This is a genomic window from Methylobacterium sp. J-068 (assembly GCF_022829445.1).
Classification (GTDB): domain Bacteria; phylum Pseudomonadota; class Alphaproteobacteria; order Rhizobiales; family Beijerinckiaceae; genus Methylobacterium.
In genome coordinates this window covers 31421-51253 of record NZ_JAKSXY010000049.1, presented here as the reverse complement: position 1 = coordinate 51253, position 19833 = coordinate 31421, and the positions used below count along the sequence as shown (strand labels likewise).

The following is a 19833-nucleotide window of genomic DNA, read 5'->3' as shown; positions in this document are numbered from 1 at the left end:
AGGAGTCGGGCGTGGCACGGATTTCGGGGACGGGACGCGGATTCGGTATCGGCCTGGCCGTGATCGCCCCCCTGGGGCTCGCGGCCTGCGCGACGCCCGAGCCGGTGAATGCCGCCCTGCCGAGCCTGTACTGGCCGATGACGAGCCAGGGCGCGCAGGTCGATGCGGGCACGGCCCGCGACATGATCTCCGCCTATCGGGCCCGCAGCGGCCTGGCGCCCCTGCGCCTCGATCCGGATCTCCAGAAGCTCGCGGAGGCCGAGGCCGCCGCCATGGCGGCGGCCGACCGGCCGAGCCGGGCGCAGACCGTGAAGAACGCGGTGGAGCGCCTCGGCTTCGCGTCCGCCGAGGCCAATCTCTCGGCCGGCTACCACACCCTCGCCGAGGCGTTCTCGGGCTGGCGCGACAGCCCCGCCCACAACGCCACCCTGCTGGCGCCCCAAGCCCAGCGCATGGGCATCGCCACGGCCTACGCGCCCGGCTCGAAGTACAAGGTCTACTGGGCGCTCCTCGTCGCGAAGTAGCGCCCGGGGGGCGCGCGCCGATTCGCTCCGGGCGGACGGTCCGGCAGCGGCGAATGGCGGACCGGCCTCAAGGGAAGGTCTTCATGCGGGGGAACGGCGCGGTTTCACTCAGCAGCGTCACCGTCACCCGCCGGTTGGCGGGCAGGTAGGGATTGTCGGGAAACATCGGTTCGGTGTCGGCCTTGCCCGTCACCGAGGCGAAGCGATCGTCCGGAACGCCGCTCCCGGCCAGGATTTCGCGCACGCTGATCGCCCGGTTGGCGGAAAGCTCCCAGGGCGGGGCGGGGGGCCGCGTGCCGGGCCGGTCGCTGGCGGTGTAGCCCGTGACTGCGATGCGGTTCGCCATCTTGCGCAAGGTCGGCGCCAGGCGTTCCAGCAGGCGCCGGGTGCGGTCGTTGGGCCGGCTCGAACCGTCGGGGAACATCGAGGCGCCGTCCTGATCGACCAGGGACAGGTCGACCCCGCGCTGCGAGGGCGCGACGATGATGTTCTTCGACAGTTCGGCGATCTCCGGCATGTCCTGAAGCGCCTGGCGCAGGCTCGCCGCCGCGAGCCCGGCTCCATCCGGATAGCCCTTGTCGGGCATGCCCTCGTCGACGTTGCCGTCGACGGCCGGGGGCGTCGTGTGGTCGGAGGCGAGTTCCGGCGGGATGTCGCGCCGGTACTTCACCTTGTCCGCGTGGGCGAGCCCGTCCTTCTCGATGATGCCGGCGAAGCGCGACTCCTTGTTGACGCCGAAGGCGTCGCGCATGGAGCCGGCGACCGCCTGCATCTTCTTCTGATCCTGGGTCGAATAGGCGGCGATCATGACGAAGAAGCTCATGAGCAGCGCCATCAGGTCGGCGAAGGTCACGAACCAGCCGTGGCCGCCATGCGCGCCGCCGCGCTTCTTCTTAGCCATCGGAACCGCCGCGCGCCGGTTTGCCCATGATCGTCCGCCCGGTCATGCGCATCAGGCCGCCTCGGCCACGAGCTCGTCGCGATGGTTGTGCGGCAGGTAGGCGATGAGCATCTCGCGCACCAGCGAGGAGCTCTTGGCATCGCGGATCAGCAGGATGCCGTCGATGATCAGGGAGCGGGAGACGTCCTCCTCCTCCAGCTTCACGTGCAGCTTGTCGGCCAGCGGCAGGGTGATCATGTTGGCGATCAGCGCGCCGTAGAGGGTCGCCAGCAGCGCGGTCGCCATGGCGGGGCCGAGCTTCGAGGGGTCCGACATGTTGGCGAACATCGTCACCATGCCGAGGATCGTGCCGATCATGCCCCAGGCCGGCGCGCAGTCGCCGAAGGCGCGGTAGATCTTCGAGCCCTCGTCGAGGTGCATCAGGAAGTTGTCGCGGTCGCGTTCCATCGTGTCGCGGATGAACTCGCGGTCGTAGCCGTCGGCGATGTAGCGCGCGCCCTGGGCCAGGAAGGGATCGGAGATCTCCATGTTCTCCAGCGCCATCGGGCCGGACTTCCGGACCACGTCGGCGATCTTGGTGATCTCCTCGATCAGGTCGCGCGGCTTGATGGCCCGCATCGAGAACGCGTAGCGCAGGCCCATCGGCAGGCCGTGCATCATCGTCGAGAAGGGGAAGCGCATCATCGTGGCGGCGGTGGCGCCGCCGAAGATCACGATGACCGCGTGCTTGTCGAAATAGGCGGCGAAGTTGCCGCCATCGATCATGATCAGAACGAAGACCACGCCGAAGCCGCCGACGAGGCCGATACCGGTTGCGAGATCCATGATCACTCGAAGCCTGAGCGGCTGCCCGCATGCCGCGTTGGCGCCACGGGACGAGGCGCCGTCCCCACGATTACGGAATCAGGTTGAACGAACCGTAAAAACCCTGGCCAAACCCTGCCCGATCGGGTCATGCAGCGTTCAGGGAGCGCCGGACATAAGGCACACAGCGCCAACGGTTTTGGCTGCGGGAGTTTGGCGACCTTCGCGGGTCGGCACGGAGCATACGGTATCATGTCGTTGGTTCGTCTTTATGCGCGCGTCATGGGCCTCCTGGGGGCCGACCGTCGCCTCGCGGCGGTGCTGGCCTGCGCCAACGTGGCCCTGGCCGTGGCGGCGTTCGCCGAGCCGCTGCTGATGGGCCGCATCATCGATCAGCTCACCCACCTCAACCGCAACACCAACGCCTTCGGCACGCTGGCGCCGCTGATCGGCGCCTGGGTCGCCTTCGGCCTGTTCACGATCGCGGCCGGCGTCACCATCGCCCTGCACGCGGACCGGCTCGCGCACCGCAACCGCCTGTCGGCCATGGCGAACTACTTCGAGCACGTGCTCGAACTGCCCCTGGCGTTCCACTCCTCGAACCATTCGGGCCGCGTCCTCAAGGCGATGCTGGAGGGCTCGAACGGCATGTTCTGGCTCTGGCTCGGCTTCTTCCGCGACCATTTCGTCGCCTTCGTCTCGCTGATCGTGCTGCTGCCCATGACGCTGTTCGTGAACTGGCAGCTTGGCGCGATCCTCGTCGTTCTCGTCCTCGCCTTCACGGCGCTCACCACCCTGGTCATGCGCCGCACCGAGACCCTGCAGGGCCGGGTCGAGGCCTATCAGTCGGGTCTGGCCGAGCACGCCTCGGACGCGCTGGGCAACGTCGCGGTCATCCAGTCCTTCACCCGCGCCAAGGCCGAGAAGGAGGCGATGCACGGCATCATCCGCAACCTCCTCGCCGCGCAGATCCCGGTCCTGTCCTGGTGGGCGCTCGCCAACGTCGCCACCCGCGCCTCCGCGACCCTGACCATGACGGCGATCTTCATCACCGGCATCGCGCTGCACCAGCACGGTCAGGCCAGCGTCGGCGAGGTCGTGGCCTTCATGAGTCTGGCCACCATGCTGGTCTCGCGCCTCGACCAGGTCGCCACCTGCATCAACGGGCTGTTCCAGCAGATGCCCAAGATCCAGGAATTCTTCGAGATCCTCGACACCACGCCGGCCGTCCACGATCGTCCGGGCGCCCAGCAGGTCGCGCGCTTCGACGGCGAGGTCGCGTTCGAGGGCGTCGGCTTCTCCTACAACGCCCGCCGCAAGGCGGTGGAGGATGTCTCCTTCACGGCGCGGGCCGGCGAGACCGTCGCGCTGGTCGGCACCACCGGTTCGGGCAAGTCGACGACCCTCGGCCTGCTGCACCGCGCCTTCGACCCCGACCACGGCGCCATCCGCATCGACGGCACCGACATCCGCGACATCGGCCTCTCGTCCCTGCGCCACAACATCGGCGTGGTCTTCCAGGAGCCGATGCTGTTCGCCCGCTCGATCCGGGAGAACCTGCAGGTCGGCCGCCCCGATGCCACGGATGCCGAGATGCTCGACGCCCTGGAGCGGGCCCAGGCCACCGAGTTCATGGCCCGTCAGGCCGACGGCCTCGACACGGTGATCGGCGAGCGCGGCCGCTCGCTCTCCGGCGGCGAGCGCCAGCGCCTCTCCATCGCCCGCGCCCTGCTCAAGAACCCGCCCGTGCTGATCCTCGACGAGGCGACCTCCGCCCTCGACGCCACCACGGAGCGCAAGCTCCAGGGCGCCCTGGAAGCCGTGATGGAGGGCCGCACCACGTTCGTGATCGCGCACCGCCTCGCGACCATCCGCAACGCCGACCGCATCCTCGTCTTCCACGAGGGCCGGATCGTGGAATCGGGCGACTTCGACGACCTCGTCGCCCAGAACGGCCGCTTCGCGGAACTCGCCCGGGCGCAGTTCATGGCCTCGCAGGAGCCGGAGGAGCTTCTCCTGGCGGCCTGATCCGTCCACGACACCGAAGTCTCGTGAAAAAGCCCTTCCGGGTCACTTCGGAAGGGCTTTTTCTGTTTCGTTCGCAGGCACTTGCAACGGCTTTCGGAAGTTTTCGCGGCAGCGTCAGGCGGATTCTCCGTCCGCCTCCCATCCGCTGGGTAGGTAGCCCGGGCGCCATACCGCGACCCCGGTCCCCCACGTCGCGACGACGTTCCGGTGCCGGTTCGGGTTCGGCGCGCAACCCCTTGCCGTTCAAGCCCGATCGGCCGCGAGCGAACCCTGTTCGATGGCTTCACGGATTGGCGTTCCGCTCCGAGCGGGCTGAGGCCGGATCAGTCCGCGCTGGCCGGAACGGCCGCGTCCTCAGCCCAGACCCGGAACCGGGTCAGGCGGTTCGAGCCGAAGGTGTGGGTCAGCGGCACGTCCGCCGCGTCCCGGCCGCGCGCCACGAGGATGCGGCCCCGACGGGGCGCGTTGTTGCGCGGATCGAAGACGTGCCAGGCGCCCCCGAGATAGACTTCCGTCCAGGCGGCGAAGTCGCCCGGGGCGTGCGGTTCCGGCTCGCCGATGAAGCTGAGATAGCCGGTGCAGTAGCGGGTCGGGATGTTCAGCGCCCGGCAGAAGGCCACGAACAGGTGGGCGTAGTCGCGACAGACGCCGCGCCGGCTCGCGAACGCGTCCGCCGCGGTCCGGTCCACATGGGCGTAGCCGTAGCCGAAGGTGATGTGGCCGTGGACGTAGTCGCAGATCGCCTGCACGCGCGACCAGCCGGGCTCCAGGTGGCCGAACAGGGCCCAGGCGTCGCCGGAGAGTAGATCCGACTCGCAGTAGCGGCTCGCCACGAGGAAGGGCAGGGCCTCCTCCGGAAGGTCCTCGACCCGGTGCTCCCCGGCCTCCGGCACCACGGGGTCGAGGGCGCCGTCATCGTCGATCTCGGCCCGGACGCTGAGGGTCATCGCGCCGGCGGGGGCCACGAAGCGCACGGCGCGGTTGCCGAACACGTCGCGAAAGGTGCGCACCGGCAGGGGCGGATCGAGGGTGAGGACGTCCGGCGGGACGGCCGCGAGGCCCTTGACCGGGTAGGCGTTGAGGCGGGCGATCAGCGGGGTCGGTTGTGGGAATTCATAACCCATCTCGCAACCGAACCTGATCCGCATCGAAGCTCCCCCGGGCCGGCCACCACGCCGTCGCCTGCATGCCTCACTGCCTGCCCCCGCTCGGAGACACTAGGCCGCAAAGGTCACAGGCGGATGTCATCGCGCGTTCTGCGCGCAGATGAAGCAGCCGGCTCAGAGCCCGCGGGCCCGTGCCTGCTTTTCCTGCATCCGCGCCTGGAGCCGCACCCGACGCGCTGCAATGACGGTGCCATTGATCTCGCCGCCGAACAGGAACATCGCCGCGAGCCAGTAGAGGAAGACCAGGAACACCATCGCGGTGGCCAGACCGCCATAGGTGGAGGCGTAGGCATTTGAGAACCGGTCGAGGTAATAGCCGAATCCGAGCCCGGCCAGGAACCAGAGCAGCAGCGTCACGGCGATGCCGGGAACCACCGCCAGAACGGAACGGCGCCCCGTGGCGACGAACTTGTGGGCGATGATGAGGACGGTGAGCAGCAGGAACGCCGTGATGCCGATCCGTCCGATGGCGACCGTGAGGCTCAGGGGCTCCAGGCCGGGGGCGACGTTGATGACCTTGCGCCAGATCAACGGCCCCAGCACGACGAGGAGCGCGAAGGCCAGCATCGCGAAGGCGCCGCAGACGACGTAGCCGATGGATTCCAGCCGCGTCAGCCACCAGGGCCGCGACTCGCGCAGGCCATAGGCGCGGTTGAGTCCGACCCGCAGGCTCTCCACGCCCGAGGACGAGAAGTACAGCGCCAGCAGTGCGCCGATCGTGAGCACGCCGCCGCGCTGCTCGGTGAGCACCCGATGCACCTCGCCCACGATGGGCTTGGCGACCTCGCGCGGCCAGGCATCGAAGATGAGGACGCCGGCCTCGTCGGCGAGGGACTTCGTCCCGAACAGGCCCGCCAGGGCCGCGAGCAGGATGAGGAACGGAAACAGGGCGGTGAGGCTCGAGAGCGCGATGTGGCTGGCGATGGCCCAGCCGTCATGCGCGACGAAGCGCTGCGCGGCGACGTTCGCGATCTCGATGGGTTTGCGGATGGGACTCACGGGGCGGGGACTTGTCCTCGGGGATCGGACGGAGAGCGTGTCTTCTAAACGCAACGCGGACCGTTCGCGCAACGCCCCGTCGGTCGACCAGAGCAGAACCCGGTTGAATTTTCCGGAGTGCCGTGGTGCCTGCGCGTGCCATGCCTCATGCCACCCCGGCCCTCGTCCCCGCCCTCTTCGTCCTGATCTGGGCGACAGGCTTCGTCGCCGCGCGCTTCGTGGCGCCGCATGCCGAGGCCTTCACCTTCGTGGCGATCCGCGTCGTCGGCGTCGCGCTGATCCTGGCGGGTCTCGCCCGGGTGCTCGGGGCGCGCTGGCCGCGCAATCGTGCCGACTGGCTCCACGCCGCCCTGGCGGGCGTGCTGATGCAGGGCATCTACGTCATCGGCGTGTTCTGGTCGGTCCAGCACGGCCTGCCCGCCGGCATCGCGGCCCTGGTCGGCAGCCTGCAGCCGCTCCTCACCGCCATGCTCGCGGGTCCGGTCCTCGGCGAGCGGGTGAGCCGGCGGCGCTGGCTCGGCATCGCGGCGGGCTTCTCCGGCGCGCTCCTGGTGCTGGCTCCGAAGGTCGGCGCACCGGATTCCGCCGGCATCCCGGTTCCGGCCCTCGCCGCCTGCCTCGCCGCCATGGTGGCCATGACCGGCGGCACGCTCCTGCAGAAGAGCCGCGGCGGTGGCGCGGACCTTCTCAGCAATGCGGCGATCCAGTTCGTCGGCGCCGCGTTCCTCGCGGTTCCGGTGGCGCTGATGCTCGGAACCGGCCGGTTCGATGCCTCGCCTCCGCTCTGGTGGGGGCTCGCCTGGTCGATCCTCGTCAACTCCGTCGCGGGAATCCTGCTGCTCCTGGCCCTGATCCGGCGAGGGGCGGTGGCGGGCGTCGCGTCGCTGCTCTTCCTGGTGCCGCCGGTCTCGGCCGTGATGGCCTACGCGCTGTTCGGCGAGGCCCTGGCGCCGGTGCAGATGGGCGGCATGGCGCTGGCCGCGATGGGCGTCGCGATCGCCAGCCGGGGATGACTTTTTCTTTGTGAGACGCCTCAATAAAATTCATCCGACCTGCATCGGCGAAGAAACGTAAGGGTTTTTCGCCCCCGCGAATAATGCATTCAGGCCGGATAATCTCGCGCTGCGGCGAGACGCCTCTACAGGGTCGGCAAACCTGCCTATAATGAGCACCAAAGTCTCATTCCTTCAGCAGCGAGCTTGCCATGTCCGCCTCCCCCGTCGTCTCGACCGAACCGCAGGATCTTCTGTCCCTGGCGCGCGACGCGAGCGAGGCCGCCAAGGGTCTCGTCGCCGAGGCGACCCGCCGGGTGCGGACCACCGTCCTCTCGGACGAGGGCAAGATCTCGGCCGAGAAGATGGAAGCCGAGCAGCACGCCACCCACGGTCTGGCCTGGATCGCCACCTATGCGGAGGGCGTGCGCGAACTCGGCGCCTACGCGCAGCGCCTGACGGAGGCCGGTGAGTTCGGCGAGACCGAGACCCTGCTCGTGAAGATCGGTCTCGGCGAGTACCTCGACCAGATGTTCTCCGGCATCCCGATGAGCCAGGGCGAGATGGTGCGCCCCACCGGCTCCCTCGGCCTCGCCGCGCGCGAGGTCGCGAAGTTCCGCACCGAGGCGGTGGAGAGCCTGATCGCCGAGGGCAACACGGCCGAGAACCGCGCCGCCCTCGTCGCCCGCATCCGCGACAACGGCGGCGCGGCCACCATCGGCAAGTCCGGCCTCGACGAGGACATGGAGGCGATCCGCTCCGAGATGCGCCGCTTCGGCCTCGCCGAGGTCGTGCCGCACGCCCACGAATGGCACAGCCAGAACGCCTACATCCCGATGGAGATCGTCACCAAGATGGCCGAACTCGGCGTCTTCGGCCTGACCATCCCGGAGGAATACGGCGGCATGGGCCTGCCGAAGATCTCCATGTGCGTGGTCTCCGAGGAACTGTCCCGCGCCTATATCGGCGTCGGGTCCCTCGGCACCCGCTCGGAGATCGCCGCCGAACTCATCCTGTGCGGCGGCACCGAGGAGCAGAAGCATCGCTTCCTGCCCGGCATCGCCTCGGGCGACACGCTCCCCACCGCCGTGTTCACGGAGCCGAACACCGGCTCGGACCTCGCCTCGCTCCGCACCAAGGCGGTCAAGGACGGTGACGTCTGGAAGATCTCGGGCAACAAGACCTGGATCACGCACCCCGTGCGCGCCGACATCATGACCTGCCTCGTGCGCACCAAGCCCGAGGAGAAGGGCCACAAGGGTCTGTCGCTGCTCATCGCCGAGAAGCCGCGCGGCACCGATGCCGAGCCTTTCCCGGTCGAGGGCCTGTCCGGCGGCGAGATCCACGTTCTCGGCTATCGCGGCATGAAGGAGTACGAACTCGCCTTCGACAATTTCGAGGTGCCGGCCGGCAACCTCCTCGGCGAGGTCGAGGGCAAGGGCTTCGCCCAGCTCATGCAGACCTTCGAATCCGCCCGCATCCAGACGGCGGCCCGCGCCATCGGCGTGGCGCAATGCGCCCTTGACCTGGGCCTCCGCTACGCCGAGGAGCGCGTGCAGTTCGGCAAGGCGCTCATCAACTTCCCGCGCGTGGCCGACAAGATCGCCATGATGGCGGTGGAGATCAACATCGCCCGGCAGCTCACCTACTTCTCGGCGCGCGAGAAAGACGAGGGCAAGCGCTGCGACCTCGAGGCCGGCATGGCCAAGCTGCTCGGCGCCCGCGTCGCCTGGGCGGCGGCCGACAACGCCCTCCAGATCCACGGCGGCAACGGCTTCGCCCTGGAATACGCGGTGAGCCGCGTGCTTTGCGACGCGCGCATCCTCTCGATCTTCGAGGGCGCCGCCGAGATCCAGGCCCAGGTCATCGCGCGCCGCCTGCTCGAAGCCGCCTGAACGCGTCGCGGCCGAGCCGCATGAATGCATGACGGGACGCCGGGGTGATCGCTCACCCCGGCGTTTTGTCTTCGGCTCCCGAAGCGAGCGCGTACGCCTTACTTCGTCACCTTCACCGAGACCGGGTCGCTCGACGGAAACGTCTCCTTCAGCCCCTCGTCCAGGCGCTGGTCGAGTTCGCCCTGCTGGTTCTCGGGGCGGTTCTTGTCGGAATCCTTCGGGGCGGGTTTGCCGGTCGTGGAGATGGTGTCCGTCTCCGGGGGCTTCTGCTGGTCGGCCATGGGCGGCACTCCTCGTTCTGCATTCTGCGGCAGGCGCCGTCATCGGCACGTGAGCCGGATCAACGCGGGCCGCACGAGCCTGTTTCCCGAATCTCCGCGCGGGGGTGCGGGATTTCCTATCCGATCGCCCGAACCGTCTGCCCCTCGGCCAGGGCGGCGGCGCGACGGGCGACGTAGGCCGAAGTCGCGGGGAGGTAGGGAAAGAAGCCCTCGAGCACGACGCGCGGGATATCGAGCGGGCGATAGCTCCGCGGATCCACGAACATCAGGGTCTGTTCGCCGCGACCGAGAAGCCCGTGGGTGTCGCTGTGGATCTCGTGCGCCAGGGTGACGAACTTGCGGTTGTGCTCCGCCACCTTGATCCGAACCGTGACCGGATCGAATTCCCGCGCCTCGCGCCGGAAGTCATGGGTGAACGAGCGCGTGAGGATGTAGAAATCCGTGCGGCTGAGGTCGAAGTCCGGGACGCAGATGTTGAAGAACAGCTCCCGGGCCTTGCCGACCCAGCGGAAGTAGTTGGCGAAGTAGATGTTTCCCACCGAGTTGGTGTCGTCGTAGGTGGGCGTCATGCGCAGGACGAACCACTCTCCGTCGAAACCGTGCGACGCGCCGGATTCCGGCCGGGGCATGGGATGCACGGTCGCGACCTCGCGAGTGGCGCCCGCCTCGATCGCGGCTTCGGGCGGGGGCGCCTTCGCGCGCCAGCCGAGACGCTCCAGCAGCAACGGAACCGCTCCGATCAGCCCGATCAGCGGGGCGAGCGTCAGGAAGACCGGAACCGGCGCGACGTAGCCCGCCAGGAAGACGATGGCGGCCGCCAGGCCGATCATCAGGTTGAGCACGGCATCGTGTCGCTGGGTCACCCCGAAAGCCGTGCAGACGAGGCAGGCGGCGGACCCGACGAGGAGCGTCGCGAACGGGATCATCAGGTAGATGAGGGACAGGTCGTTCGACACCATCGCGATCGCGATGCCCCCGGCGGCGAGCATGAGCGAGACGGGCGACGAGACGAGCCCCTCGGGGACGAAGGCCATCAGCGGCGCGGTGCTGCGCGTAGTGATCCCACTCATCAGCCAGCGCGTCGCGCAATAGGCGCTGTCGATCGTCGACACCACGGCGATCGCCGCCCAGATCGTGAACCCGATCGCCGCGAGATCGAGGTGAGCGGCCCGGATCGCCAGGGCGACCGCGGCCTGCGCCGCCGGAAGTCCGTCGGCCGTGATCACCACGTGACCACGGCCCGCGGCCGCCGCGAGGGCGGCATTGAGCGCGAGAAGGCCGAGGAACAGCAGGGCGCCCGCCCCGTAGGCGATCCCGGCCGACGCGCCGGCCCGGCGGATTTCGACCACGCGCTGCCATTGCTGCACGTCCATCCACGGCCCCAGCAGGAAGCCGACCAGGGTCGGCAGCACGAGGCCGTAGAAGCGCGCGTCGAACGCCGCCAGGGGGAGGGGCGGCGTCACCGGCGCGGCGCGCAGAGCCCAGAGCGCCAGGAGCCCCGCCGCGACGCCGAGCGGCAGATAGGCGATGTGCAGGAGACGCAGCCGGGCCAGGGGCACCGCGTGCCCGACCGCGCAGGACAGCAGCAGCAGGAGCGCGACGACGACGCCCGAATGCTCTCCGAAGAGAGGAATCCAGAGGCAGGAAGCAAATCCGAAGATCGTGATGGCAACGGCAAAAATCTGACAGAGCAGAAACAGCAACGTGTATTGGCCGCCGGCCTTCGACAGGATCTGTTCCGGTTCCCTGCGCGGTGAATTCAGGATCCAGCCGAAGAGGAACAGCCCCGTTGCATTGGGCACCGCGAATGCGATGAAACCCAGCCATCCATAGGTCAGCGTGACATGGATGGCGTAGAAGAAACCGAGCCCCCAGAGCCAGGACAGTGCGATCGTCGGCGCCCAGACCAGGGAACGAAGGAATGATGACGGCATCTCGATCGCGCCAATTTACGACGGACAGGGTATTTCCAACGCTCTAGCCACGGGCCATGAGGAACTTACTTGTTCTTTCCATGAGCACATGCCACCCTAATAAGCAGGGTCGCTCCCGCGAGCTTTGGATTCATCCCTCTGATCTGAGGATTATCACCCGCTCCGCCCGGAATAGCCAGGGGAGGTTCGGACCGTCCCAAGCGAGTTCGTTACCGCGCCGTTAACGACAGGCCTCGATGCGCGTGACTCAATCGAGGTCTGCCCGCGAGGTCTGCCCGCGCGACGGCGGGCGTCCGCCGAACCGGGATGAGACCGGGTACAAGCCGGCCGAAGGGTCACAGGTGTCGGGTCGAGGGCGCCGAGCCTCCGGCTCAGGGCGCGGCCGGCACCGGGGACCGCGCGTTTCGAACCGTGCGGAGGCCCGCGCCCAGCGCGTCCCGCAGGACGAGTTCGTAGACGGCACCGATCCGGTCGAGATGGGCTTCGATGCTGAGGGGCGCCGCCCAGTAGCGTTCGTAGGCCGCTCGGCCCATCCGATCGGCGAGGTCGTCGTCCTCGAGCCGCGTCAGATGGGCGGCGAGCGCGTCGGCGTCGCCGGACCGGAACCAGTAGCCGGTCGCGCCATCCTCCACCGCCTCACGCCCCGCGCAGGCATCGCTCACGATCACCGGCGCCCCGCAGGCCAGCGCCTCGTAGACGGTCAGCGGCTGTCCCTCGTACCAGACGCTGGGAAACACCAGGGCGCGGGCGCTGCGCATCAGTTCGTGGACGCCGGCCTCGTCCCGCCAGCCGAGCATCACCGCCTCGGGATAGCGGGCTTCGAGATCGGCCCGCGCCGGACCGTCGCCGACGAAGACGGGGCGGATGCCGGCCCGGCGCGCGGCCTCGGCGAAGATCGGCGCGCCCTTCTCCGTGGAGATGCGTCCGACGAAGAGCACGTCGCCCGGAGGGCCGGAACGCGCCGGGGCCTTCGTCACCGCGATCGGGTTGTCGACCCGGTGGAACCGGGTCGCGGCGGGCAGGTGCGGGGTGATCACCCGCTCCTGCAGGGCGCTGATGGTCACGACGTGCGGAAACAGCGCCTTCATGCCCGCCACATGCTCGAGGGCGGCGTGGCGCACGACGCGCAGGAGCTTGCGCGGATAGCTGCGGGCATCGCAGTTCGTGGTCAGGCAATCCAGCGACATCGGCGTGCGATGGCAGATCCGCGCCGCCGGATACTCGTAGAACCCGCCATTCGGGCAGACGAGGAAGAACTCGTGCATGGTGTAGAGCAGCGGCAGCCCCGAGGCCGCGAGGCTCCGCCCGATCGACGGCGAGAGCGCCTTGGCGAAGGCGTGGACGTGGACCACCGTGTCCCGTGGGTCGAGCCCGCGCAGTTCGGCCGCGAGGCGGCGGGCGGCGACGCGGTTCCAGATCGCCTGGGCGGCGAAGGCCAGCTTGTTGGTGGTCGTTCCGATGTCGTCCTGCCCGAGGCAGACGACGCGGATGCCGGCCGCTTCCAGGCGCGGGTCGGCGGGGCCGACGGCGGCGAACACGGTGACGCGGTGTCCCCGCGCCCGCAGGCCGAGGCCGGCATCCAGGGCCACCTTGGCCTGCCCGCCATTCACGTAGGCGTGGTCGACGACGAGGACGACGTGCATGGCGGAACGGTCCCGGCCGACGGGATTCGCGGCCCCGAGAGTGACGACCCGATCTTTACCGAACGTGCGTTGATCTCCGGTAAACCTCGAAGGCAGGCGCAAGATCATCCCGGCGCCCCCGAAATTCTTGGGCATTCCCATGCAGATCGTCGTGTTGGCCGAATTCGCGGTGGCGAGCGGGGGGGCCGAGAAGGTGGCGGTGGAATCCGCGCGCGGCCTCGCCGAGGCGGGCGTCGACGTCACCTACATCCAGGCAATCGACGGACCGGCGGATCCGCTGCTCGACCATCCGGGCATTCGCCGGATCAGCCTCGGCAACACCGACATCTGGAAGCGCCCCGCGCACAGGGCGGCCGTGACCGGACTCTGGGACGCGGAGGCCGCGAGCCGCCTCGGCGCGGCGCTCGACGCGCTGCCCGTGCGCCCCGACCTCGTCCATCTCCACCAATGGACCCGCAGCCTGTCGCCGAGCGTGTTCCCGACCCTGTTCGCGCGCGATCTACCCGTGGCGGCGACCCTGCACGACTACTTCCTCGCCTGCCCGAACGGGGTCTATTACCGCTTCGACCGGGCCGAGCCCTGCGCCCTGACGCCGCTCTCCGCGGCCTGTATCGCCGCGCCCTGCGATGGCAGGAGCCGGCTGCACAAGCTCGTGCGGGTCGGCCGCTCGGTGTCCCTGCGCGCTGCGCTGAAGCAGCACCGCCTCGACGTCATCCACGTCTGCGATGCGAGCGTGCCGCGCATGGGCGCCCTGATGCGGGGCCCGTCGCTCACCCATCACCGGGTCGACAATCCGGTGCGCGTGGCGGAAGGCCCGGCGGCCGATCCGGCCCAGGGCGACGCCATCGCGTATGTCGGGCGCCTCACCCGCGAGAAGGGCGCCGACCTCGTGGCCGATGCCGCCCGGGCGGCCGGCCTTCCCGCCCTGTTCATCGGCGCCGGCCCCCTGGAGGCCGAGCTGCGCGGCCGCCCCGACGTCGAACTGCTCGGCTGGCAGTCGCCCGAGACCGTCTGGAGCATCCTGCGCCGGCGGGCGCGGGCGGTCGCGGCCCCGTCGCGCTGGTACGAGACCGGGCCGCTCACGATCTACGAGGCCCTGGCCCATGGCCTGCCGGTCGTCGCCTCGAAGCGCTCGGGCGCGGCCGAGAAGGTGGTCGACGGGGTGAACGGTTTTTCCGTTTCGCCCGATGTGGACGCCGTCACGCGGGCGCTCGCCGCCCTCACGGACGGGAGCACGGTCGGCCGTCTCGGCGCGGCGGCCCATGCGCGGTACTGGGCGGCGCCCATGACCCTGGCCGCTCACGCCGCCGCTCTGATCGGCGTCTACGAACGCATCCTGGCGGCGCGCGGAACATCTCCGCGACACGGGAGCCGGGTGGCATCGGCCGCCTGAAGGCCGGCATGCATGCCGGCAAAATTGTGCCACTTTCCACGATCTGCCCTTGACGATCATGTTGCACCGCAACATAAAGCCTTTGCAGCGCGCCGAATCGCGCGATCGCCCTGGAGAGAACCGAAATGAACGGCCAGACCTTCGAGATCCCCGCCGAGATGCGCGCCCTTGCCGAGAAGAGCGTCGACCAGGCCCGCACCGCCGTCGGCACCTTCATCAGCACCGCCATCAAGACCGCCGAGCAGATGCAGACCAGCTCGAAGTCGGTCCAGGAGTCGATGCAGGGCGTGGTCGCCAAGGGCCTCGATCAGGTTCAGGAGAACGCGGCGGCCACCTTCGATTTCGCCCAGAAGCTCGTCCGCAGCCGCGACGTGCGCGAGGCGATCGAGCTCCAGACCGAGTTCGTGCGCAGCCAGATCGCCAATCTCCAGGCCCAGGCCAAGGATCTCGGCACTCTCGCCCAGAACACCCTGCGTCCGTCCGCCTGACCCGACAGTCCCGGCCGAGGCACCGCGTGGCGGCGACCCCGCCGCGCGGCCGCCACTACCGGCCGGACCCGTAGCACCGAGCAGAAGCGCCGCTTCGGACGCGGATCGGGTCCGAAGCGGCAAGGAGGCCGAAAGCCATGGCGAGACGGCGCAGGATGCCACCCAAGGCTCAGGACCGGGCAGGAGCCCCGTCCGAGATCGCGGGCGACCAGAGGGGCGGACCGATGAACACGGACAACGTGCAGATGGCCGAGGACGAAGGCCGGGAGCACCAGGACGGGCCGGAGGCTCAGGCTTCCGAAGGGGCCTCTCCCGTCGCGGCATCCCTGCCGGTCGAGGCGCCGGAGCCGAACGTCCACGAGACGCTTCTGGAAAGCGTGTCGCCGGAGGCCATCGTCTCCGGGGGCGGCGGTGACGCCGGGTCCGAACACCCCGCGCATCGGGCCGAGCCCGATGCGGCCGACGACGACGCGGCCGCCGCGCCCCTGGCCGACGACCTGACGATCGTGCCGGAAGAGGCCGCCGAGCCGGTCCCGTTGGCGACCGAGACCGTCGAGGCGGCCGGCGCGGCGGCGGAGACCGTGGCCCGGGCCGTGCCCGAAACCATCGCCGAGAGTCTTCCGACCTCGGAGATCCTTCCGGCCGCCGCGAAGGGACCGGACTTCGTCCAAGGCCTGCCTGTCGGGGCGCCCGATCTCGGCAAGCTCATGGATCTCGTGAAGGCCCCGCGCATCGCGGAGGTGATGGGCGAACTCGGCGAGGTCAACGCCACGGTGCTGACCTACCTGCGCGGGGAGGGCACCGCCGCCCTGGCGCATTGGCAGGCGCTCGCGGGTGCCAGGACGCCGGCCGATGCCATCCGGATCCAGGTGGACGAGATGCAGCGCGCGGCGGATGCGTCGCTGACCTGCTTCACGGCCCTGGCCAGGCGCGCGAGCCATTTCACGTCCGTGATCGGCAAGGCGTAACCATCCGAAGGCCCGGTGCCCCTCGCGCCGGGGGCCCGGCGCGTCTAGATATCCCGGCACACGTCGCGGCCCGGCCCCGGAAGCGGGGCGGGGCCGCCATGGCCTGTCACCGGGAGTCCCCATGCCGCGCTCGTTCCGTCTGATCGTCCCGTTGCTGGTTCCGCTTCTCGTCGCGTCCCCCGCCACGGCGCAGATGATGAAATCGCCGGACGCCGCGCCCGAGAAGACCGCGCCGCAATCGAAGGGCCAGGTCCAGCTCTCCTTCGCGCCGGTGGTGAAGCGGGCCGCGCCCTCCGTGGTGAACGTCTACGCCTCCCACGTGGACACGCGCGGCCAGAGCCGCAGCGCCATGGACGAGTTCATGCGCCGGTTCTTCGGCGAGAACGGCGGCGGACGCGGACGCGGCGGCGCGCCCGGCGAACGGGCCCAGAAATCCTTGGGCTCCGGCGTGATCGTCGACGAATCCGGGCTCGTCATCACCAACAACCACGTCATCGAGAACATGAACGAGGTTCGGGTCGCGCTGGCCGACCGGCGCGAGTTCGAGGCCACCATCGTGCTGCGCGATCCCCGCACCGATCTCGCGGTGGTCAAGATCAAGAATCCCGCCGGCGGCCTGATCCCGATGGCCTTCGGCGATTCCGAGTCCCTCGAGGTCGGCGACTTCGTGATGGCGATCGGCAACCCGTTCGGCGTCGGTCAGACGGTGACGCAGGGCATCGTCTCGGCGCTGGCGCGCACGCAGGTCGGCTCGTCCGACTACCAGTTCTTCATCCAGACCGACGCGGCGATCAATCCGGGCAATTCCGGCGGCGCGCTGGTGGATCTCCAGGGTCAGCTCGTGGGCATCAACACCGCGATCTACTCGCAATCGGGCGGCAGCCACGGCATCGGCTTCGCCATTCCCGCCAGCATGGTGCGGGCCGTGGTCGAGACCGCCAAGGGCGGAGCCACGGCGGTGCGCCGCCCCTGGCTCGGCGCCCGCGTCCAGAGCGTGACGCCCGACATCGCCGAGAGCATGGGGCTCGACCATCCCACGGGCGTCCTCGTGGCGAGCCTGCAGCCCAAGAGTCCGGCGGAGGAGGCGGGCCTGAAGCGCGGCGACCTCATCCTGACGGTGGACGGCAAGATCGTCGACGACCCGGAAGCCTTCGGCTACCGCTTCGCCCTCAAGGGCCTCACCGGCCAGACCAAGTTCGGCATCCTGCGTGGCACCGGCCGCACCACGGTGCCGGTCAAGCTCGGACCCGCCCCCGAGACGCGCCCGCGCGACACCCTGAAGGTGCGCACGCGCTCCCCCTTCCTCGGCGCGACCCTCGTCAACACGTCGCCGGCCGTGGCGGAAGAACTCCAGGCCGATTTCCCCGCCGAGGGCGTCGCCGTCTCGGCCGTCGACGAAGGCTCGGTCGCGGCCCGCGCCGGCCTGCAGAAGGGCGACATGATCGTCGCCATCAACGGCGCGCCGATCGCCACCACCAAGGACCTGGAGCGGGTCACCCGCAACAGCCTCAGCATGTGGGAGGTCTCGATCAACCGGGGCGGCGAGGTGCTGACCTCGGTGTTCGGCGGCTGAACGACCGGGCTCAGAAGCGCCACCATCCGGCCTTCGGAGGACCTTTCCGGTCGATGCCGACGATCAGCGAGGCGATTCGTCCGGTCTGGTCCTCCGCCAGGGTGCAGAGGCCGATCCCCGCCGGGTCGTCGTGGCGGGCGATGCCATCCTGCGCGTTGAGCGTGTCGCGCGCGGCGGCACGGTTGCCGTAGGCCGCGTCGCGATAGACCGCCGCGGTCGCGGGTTCGGGAAAGTACATCTGCCCGGTGACGAGGGTACGGGCATCCAGGAACACCTTGAAGTGGACGTGGGTCGCCCGGCCGGGGTACCAGCCCGGATAGATCGTCCGGAACGCGACCCAGCCCTCGGCATCGCTGGTCTGCGTCCCGCGCAGGAAGGTCTGGCCCTCGGTCGAGAGACCGCCGGTGTCGCCCTGCCGCCGATAGCCCGAATAGATCCCTCGCGCGTCCGCGTGCCAGACATCGACGCGCGCGTGGGGCACGGGCGTGCAGGGACCGGCTTCGATGACCCGCAGCCGCAGGGTGAGCGGCAGGCCGGGCCGGTCCTCGCGGATGTCGTCTCGGACCAGCTTTGGGTCGAGGTAGAACGGACCTTCCACGGTCTGCGGCATGAGCCGGCAGACCCCTTCCGCGAGCGGCGAGGGGGTGGCGTCGGCGCGAGCCCGGTGACTGGCCGCGAGGCTGCCGGTGAGGCCGAGCAAGGCGGCGCGGCGGGAGAGGACGGCCCTGAAGGACATGGCGCAGATCTCACGGATCGAGGCGGGAGCGGGCCTGATGCGCCATGCGTGTATCCCGCATGTTGCCGAAGCGGGCAGGGGAGGCCGTGATTTTCCCGGTTGCGAGCGGCGGCAGCCCAAGTCTTTGATGCGCCGATGTCCGATCTCTTCGCCTCGGCCGGCCTCGGCAACGCCGCGCCCCGCCCCCTCGCCGATGCCCTGCGCCCCAAGACCCTCGCCGAGGTGGTGGGCCAGGAGCACCTGACCGGACCGGACGGGGCGCTCACCCGCCTCCTCAACGCGAAGTCCTTCGGCTCCCTGGTGTTCTGGGGTCCGCCGGGCACCGGCAAGACCACCGTGGCGCGCCTGCTCGCCCATGAGACCGACCTGCATTTCGAGCAGATCTCGGCGATCTTCTCCGGCATCGCCGAACTGCGCAAAGTCTTCGAGGCGGCGCGCGGACGCCGGGCCATGGGCCGGGGCACGCTGCTCTTCGTCGACGAGATCCACCGCTTCAACCGGGCGCAGCTCGACGCCTTCCTGCCCGTGATGGAGGACGGCACGGTGACGCTGGTCGGCGCCACCACCGAGAACCCGTCCTTCGAGCTCAACGCCGCGCTGCTCTCGCGCGCCCGCGTGCTGCTCTTCAGGTCCCTCGACGACGCGGCCATCGCCAAGCTGCTGGTGCGGGCGGAGGCGCTGACCGGGCAGCCGCTGCCGCTCGACGAGGAGGCGCGCGGCGTCTTGGTCCGCATGGCCGACGGCGACGGCCGCGCCGCGCTCACCCTCGCGGAGGAGGTCTGGCGTTCGGCCAAGCCCGGGGAGGTCTTCGACGCGGAACAGTTGCAGGCCATCATCCAGCGCCGCGCGCCGATCTACGACAAGTCGCAGGAGGGCCATTACAACCTCATCAGCGCCCTGCATAAGACCGTGCGCGGCTCCGACCCCGACGCGGCGCTCTATTATCTCTGCCGGATGCTGGACGGGGGCGAGGACCGCCTGTTCATCGCGCGCCGCCTCGTGCGCATGGCGGTGGAGGATATCGGGCTCGCCGACCCGCAGGCCCTGGTGGTCGCCACCGCCGCCAAGGACGCCTTCGACTTTCTCGGCTCGCCGGAGGGCGAACTCGCCCTGGCTCAGGTCACGGTCTATCTCGCCTGCGCGCCGAAATCGAACGCGGTCTACAACGCCTACAAGGCCGCCACCCGCGTCGCCAAGGAGCATGGATCGCTGCCGCCGCCGCGCACCATCCTCAACGGCTCGACCAAGCTGATGCGCAAGATCGGCTACGGCGAGGGCTATCGCTACGACCACGACGAGCCCGACGCCTTCTCGGGCCAGGATTACTGGCCCGAGAAACTCGGCCGCCAGCATTTCTACGAACCCACGGACCGGGGCATGGAGAGCCGCTACACCGACCGCCTCGCCCATTGGGAAGCCCTGCGCCGGCAACGCCGCGCCGAGGAGGCGTGAGACCGTCTCCGCTCGATTCGAAGCGGTAAGACGATGGACGTCCTCCGGAAGGGTCT

Annotated in this window: 17 protein-coding genes; 9 read left to right on the top strand and 8 right to left on the bottom strand. The window is 69.6% G+C overall.

The window, feature by feature from the left end; translation table 11 throughout:
• Positions 1 to 11: 11 nt before the first annotated feature.
• Complete coding sequence (locus MKK54_RS05290; protein ID WP_409564131.1) at positions 12 to 524, top strand: CAP domain-containing protein; 513 nt, start codon at positions 12 to 14, stop codon at positions 522 to 524.
• A 67-nt stretch (positions 525 to 591) separates the two neighbouring features.
• Here MKK54_RS05290 and MKK54_RS05285 read toward each other — a convergent pair whose 3' ends face one another.
• Positions 592 to 1425 (bottom strand): flagellar motor protein MotB, encoded by an 834-nt coding sequence (locus MKK54_RS05285; protein WP_244009667.1) that lies wholly within the window; start codon positions 1423 to 1425, stop codon positions 592 to 594.
• Between the two features lie 51 nt (positions 1426 to 1476).
• Positions 1477 to 2250, bottom strand: coding sequence for a motility protein A (locus MKK54_RS05280; RefSeq protein WP_244009666.1), 774 nt, complete (start codon positions 2248 to 2250; stop codon positions 1477 to 1479).
• A gap of 231 nt (positions 2251 to 2481) precedes the next feature.
• On the opposite strand from MKK54_RS05280, the gene MKK54_RS05275 reads away from it, so the two are divergent.
• Positions 2482 to 4257, top strand: coding sequence for a glucan ABC transporter ATP-binding protein/ permease (locus tag MKK54_RS05275; protein ID WP_244009665.1), 1776 nt, complete (start codon positions 2482 to 2484; stop codon positions 4255 to 4257).
• Positions 4258 to 4580: 323 nt separating this feature from the next.
• Here the strand turns inward: MKK54_RS05275 and MKK54_RS05270 are convergent, their stop codons facing one another.
• Positions 4581 to 5405, bottom strand: a complete 825-nt coding sequence (locus MKK54_RS05270) for a transglutaminase-like domain-containing protein (protein WP_244009663.1) — start codon at positions 5403 to 5405, stop codon at positions 4581 to 4583.
• Between the two features lie 132 nt (positions 5406 to 5537).
• Entirely contained in the window at positions 5538 to 6422 is an 885-nt protein-coding gene (locus MKK54_RS05265) for a YihY/virulence factor BrkB family protein (RefSeq protein WP_244009662.1), read from the bottom strand.
• A gap of 140 nt (positions 6423 to 6562) precedes the next feature.
• On the opposite strand from MKK54_RS05265, the gene MKK54_RS05260 reads away from it, so the two are divergent.
• Complete coding sequence (locus MKK54_RS05260; protein WP_244009661.1) at positions 6563 to 7435, top strand: DMT family transporter; 873 nt, start codon at positions 6563 to 6565, stop codon at positions 7433 to 7435.
• Positions 7436 to 7626: 191 nt separating this feature from the next.
• On the top strand, positions 7627 to 9309 hold the full coding sequence (locus MKK54_RS05255; RefSeq protein WP_244009660.1) for an acyl-CoA dehydrogenase family protein: 1683 nt from the start codon (positions 7627 to 7629) through the stop codon (positions 9307 to 9309).
• A gap of 98 nt (positions 9310 to 9407) precedes the next feature.
• Here MKK54_RS05255 and MKK54_RS05250 read toward each other — a convergent pair whose 3' ends face one another.
• The 3 genes from MKK54_RS05250 to MKK54_RS05240 form a co-directional block, all read right to left on the bottom strand.
• Positions 9408 to 9590 carry a hypothetical protein gene (locus MKK54_RS05250; RefSeq protein ID WP_244009659.1) on the bottom strand — a complete coding sequence of 61 codons (183 nt, stop codon included), beginning with the start codon at positions 9588 to 9590 and terminating at the stop codon, positions 9408 to 9410.
• Positions 9591 to 9706: 116 nt separating this feature from the next.
• On the bottom strand, positions 9707 to 11524 hold the full coding sequence (locus tag MKK54_RS05245; RefSeq protein ID WP_244009658.1) for an acyl-CoA thioesterase: 1818 nt from the start codon (positions 11522 to 11524) through the stop codon (positions 9707 to 9709).
• 371 nt (positions 11525 to 11895) lie between these two features.
• Complete coding sequence (locus tag MKK54_RS05240; RefSeq protein WP_244009657.1) at positions 11896 to 13167, bottom strand: glycosyltransferase family 4 protein; 1272 nt, start codon at positions 13165 to 13167, stop codon at positions 11896 to 11898.
• Positions 13168 to 13306: 139 nt separating this feature from the next.
• On the opposite strand from MKK54_RS05240, the gene MKK54_RS05235 reads away from it, so the two are divergent.
• From MKK54_RS05235 to MKK54_RS05220, 4 genes are all read left to right on the top strand, one after another.
• Positions 13307 to 14560, top strand: coding sequence for a glycosyltransferase (locus tag MKK54_RS05235; RefSeq protein WP_244009655.1), 1254 nt, complete (start codon positions 13307 to 13309; stop codon positions 14558 to 14560).
• 125 nt (positions 14561 to 14685) lie between these two features.
• Positions 14686 to 15048: a phasin gene (locus MKK54_RS05230; protein WP_244009653.1), complete on the top strand. Its 363-nt coding sequence runs from the start codon at positions 14686 to 14688 to the stop codon at positions 15046 to 15048.
• Positions 15049 to 15203: 155 nt separating this feature from the next.
• Positions 15204 to 16016, top strand: coding sequence for a hypothetical protein (locus tag MKK54_RS05225; RefSeq protein ID WP_244009651.1), 813 nt, complete (start codon positions 15204 to 15206; stop codon positions 16014 to 16016).
• Positions 16017 to 16137: 121 nt separating this feature from the next.
• Complete coding sequence (locus MKK54_RS05220) at positions 16138 to 17589, top strand: Do family serine endopeptidase (protein WP_244009649.1); 1452 nt, start codon at positions 16138 to 16140, stop codon at positions 17587 to 17589.
• Between the two features lie 10 nt (positions 17590 to 17599).
• Here the strand turns inward: MKK54_RS05220 and MKK54_RS05215 are convergent, their stop codons facing one another.
• On the bottom strand, positions 17600 to 18325 hold the full coding sequence (locus MKK54_RS05215) for an intradiol ring-cleavage dioxygenase (RefSeq protein ID WP_244009647.1): 726 nt from the start codon (positions 18323 to 18325) through the stop codon (positions 17600 to 17602).
• A 135-nt stretch (positions 18326 to 18460) separates the two neighbouring features.
• On the opposite strand from MKK54_RS05215, the gene MKK54_RS05210 reads away from it, so the two are divergent.
• Positions 18461 to 19777, top strand: coding sequence for a replication-associated recombination protein A (locus MKK54_RS05210; RefSeq protein WP_244009645.1), 1317 nt, complete (start codon positions 18461 to 18463; stop codon positions 19775 to 19777).
• The last annotated feature ends 56 nt before the right edge of the window (positions 19778 to 19833 follow it).

Excerpts from the sequence above, each read along its gene's own strand:
- MKK54_RS05215 (WP_244009647.1), bottom strand. The coding sequence starts at position 18,325 with ATGTCCTTCAGGGCCGTCCTCTCCCGCCGCGCCGCCTTGCTCGGCCTC.
- MKK54_RS05230 (WP_244009653.1), top strand. The coding sequence starts at position 14,686 with ATGAACGGCCAGACCTTCGAGATCCCCGCCGAGATGCGCGCCCTTGCC.
- MKK54_RS05225 (WP_244009651.1), top strand. The coding sequence starts at position 15,204 with ATGCCACCCAAGGCTCAGGACCGGGCAGGAGCCCCGTCCGAGATCGCG.
- MKK54_RS05240 (WP_244009657.1), bottom strand. The coding sequence starts at position 13,167 with ATGCACGTCGTCCTCGTCGTCGACCACGCCTACGTGAATGGCGGGCAG.
- MKK54_RS05245 (WP_244009658.1), bottom strand. The coding sequence starts at position 11,524 with ATGCCGTCATCATTCCTTCGTTCCCTGGTCTGGGCGCCGACGATCGCA.
- MKK54_RS05285 (WP_244009667.1), bottom strand. The coding sequence starts at position 1,425 with ATGGCTAAGAAGAAGCGCGGCGGCGCGCATGGCGGCCACGGCTGGTTC.
- MKK54_RS05210 (WP_244009645.1), top strand. The coding sequence starts at position 18,461 with ATGTCCGATCTCTTCGCCTCGGCCGGCCTCGGCAACGCCGCGCCCCGC.
- MKK54_RS05255 (WP_244009660.1), top strand. The coding sequence starts at position 7,627 with ATGTCCGCCTCCCCCGTCGTCTCGACCGAACCGCAGGATCTTCTGTCC.
- MKK54_RS05260 (WP_244009661.1), top strand. The coding sequence starts at position 6,563 with ATGCCTCATGCCACCCCGGCCCTCGTCCCCGCCCTCTTCGTCCTGATC.
- MKK54_RS05270 (WP_244009663.1), bottom strand. The coding sequence starts at position 5,405 with ATGCGGATCAGGTTCGGTTGCGAGATGGGTTATGAATTCCCACAACCG.
- MKK54_RS05235 (WP_244009655.1), top strand. The coding sequence starts at position 13,307 with ATGCAGATCGTCGTGTTGGCCGAATTCGCGGTGGCGAGCGGGGGGGCC.
- MKK54_RS05280 (WP_244009666.1), bottom strand. The coding sequence starts at position 2,250 with ATGGATCTCGCAACCGGTATCGGCCTCGTCGGCGGCTTCGGCGTGGTC.
- MKK54_RS05275 (WP_244009665.1), top strand. The coding sequence starts at position 2,482 with ATGTCGTTGGTTCGTCTTTATGCGCGCGTCATGGGCCTCCTGGGGGCC.
- MKK54_RS05250 (WP_244009659.1), bottom strand. The coding sequence starts at position 9,590 with ATGGCCGACCAGCAGAAGCCCCCGGAGACGGACACCATCTCCACGACC.
- MKK54_RS05220 (WP_244009649.1), top strand. The coding sequence starts at position 16,138 with ATGCCGCGCTCGTTCCGTCTGATCGTCCCGTTGCTGGTTCCGCTTCTC.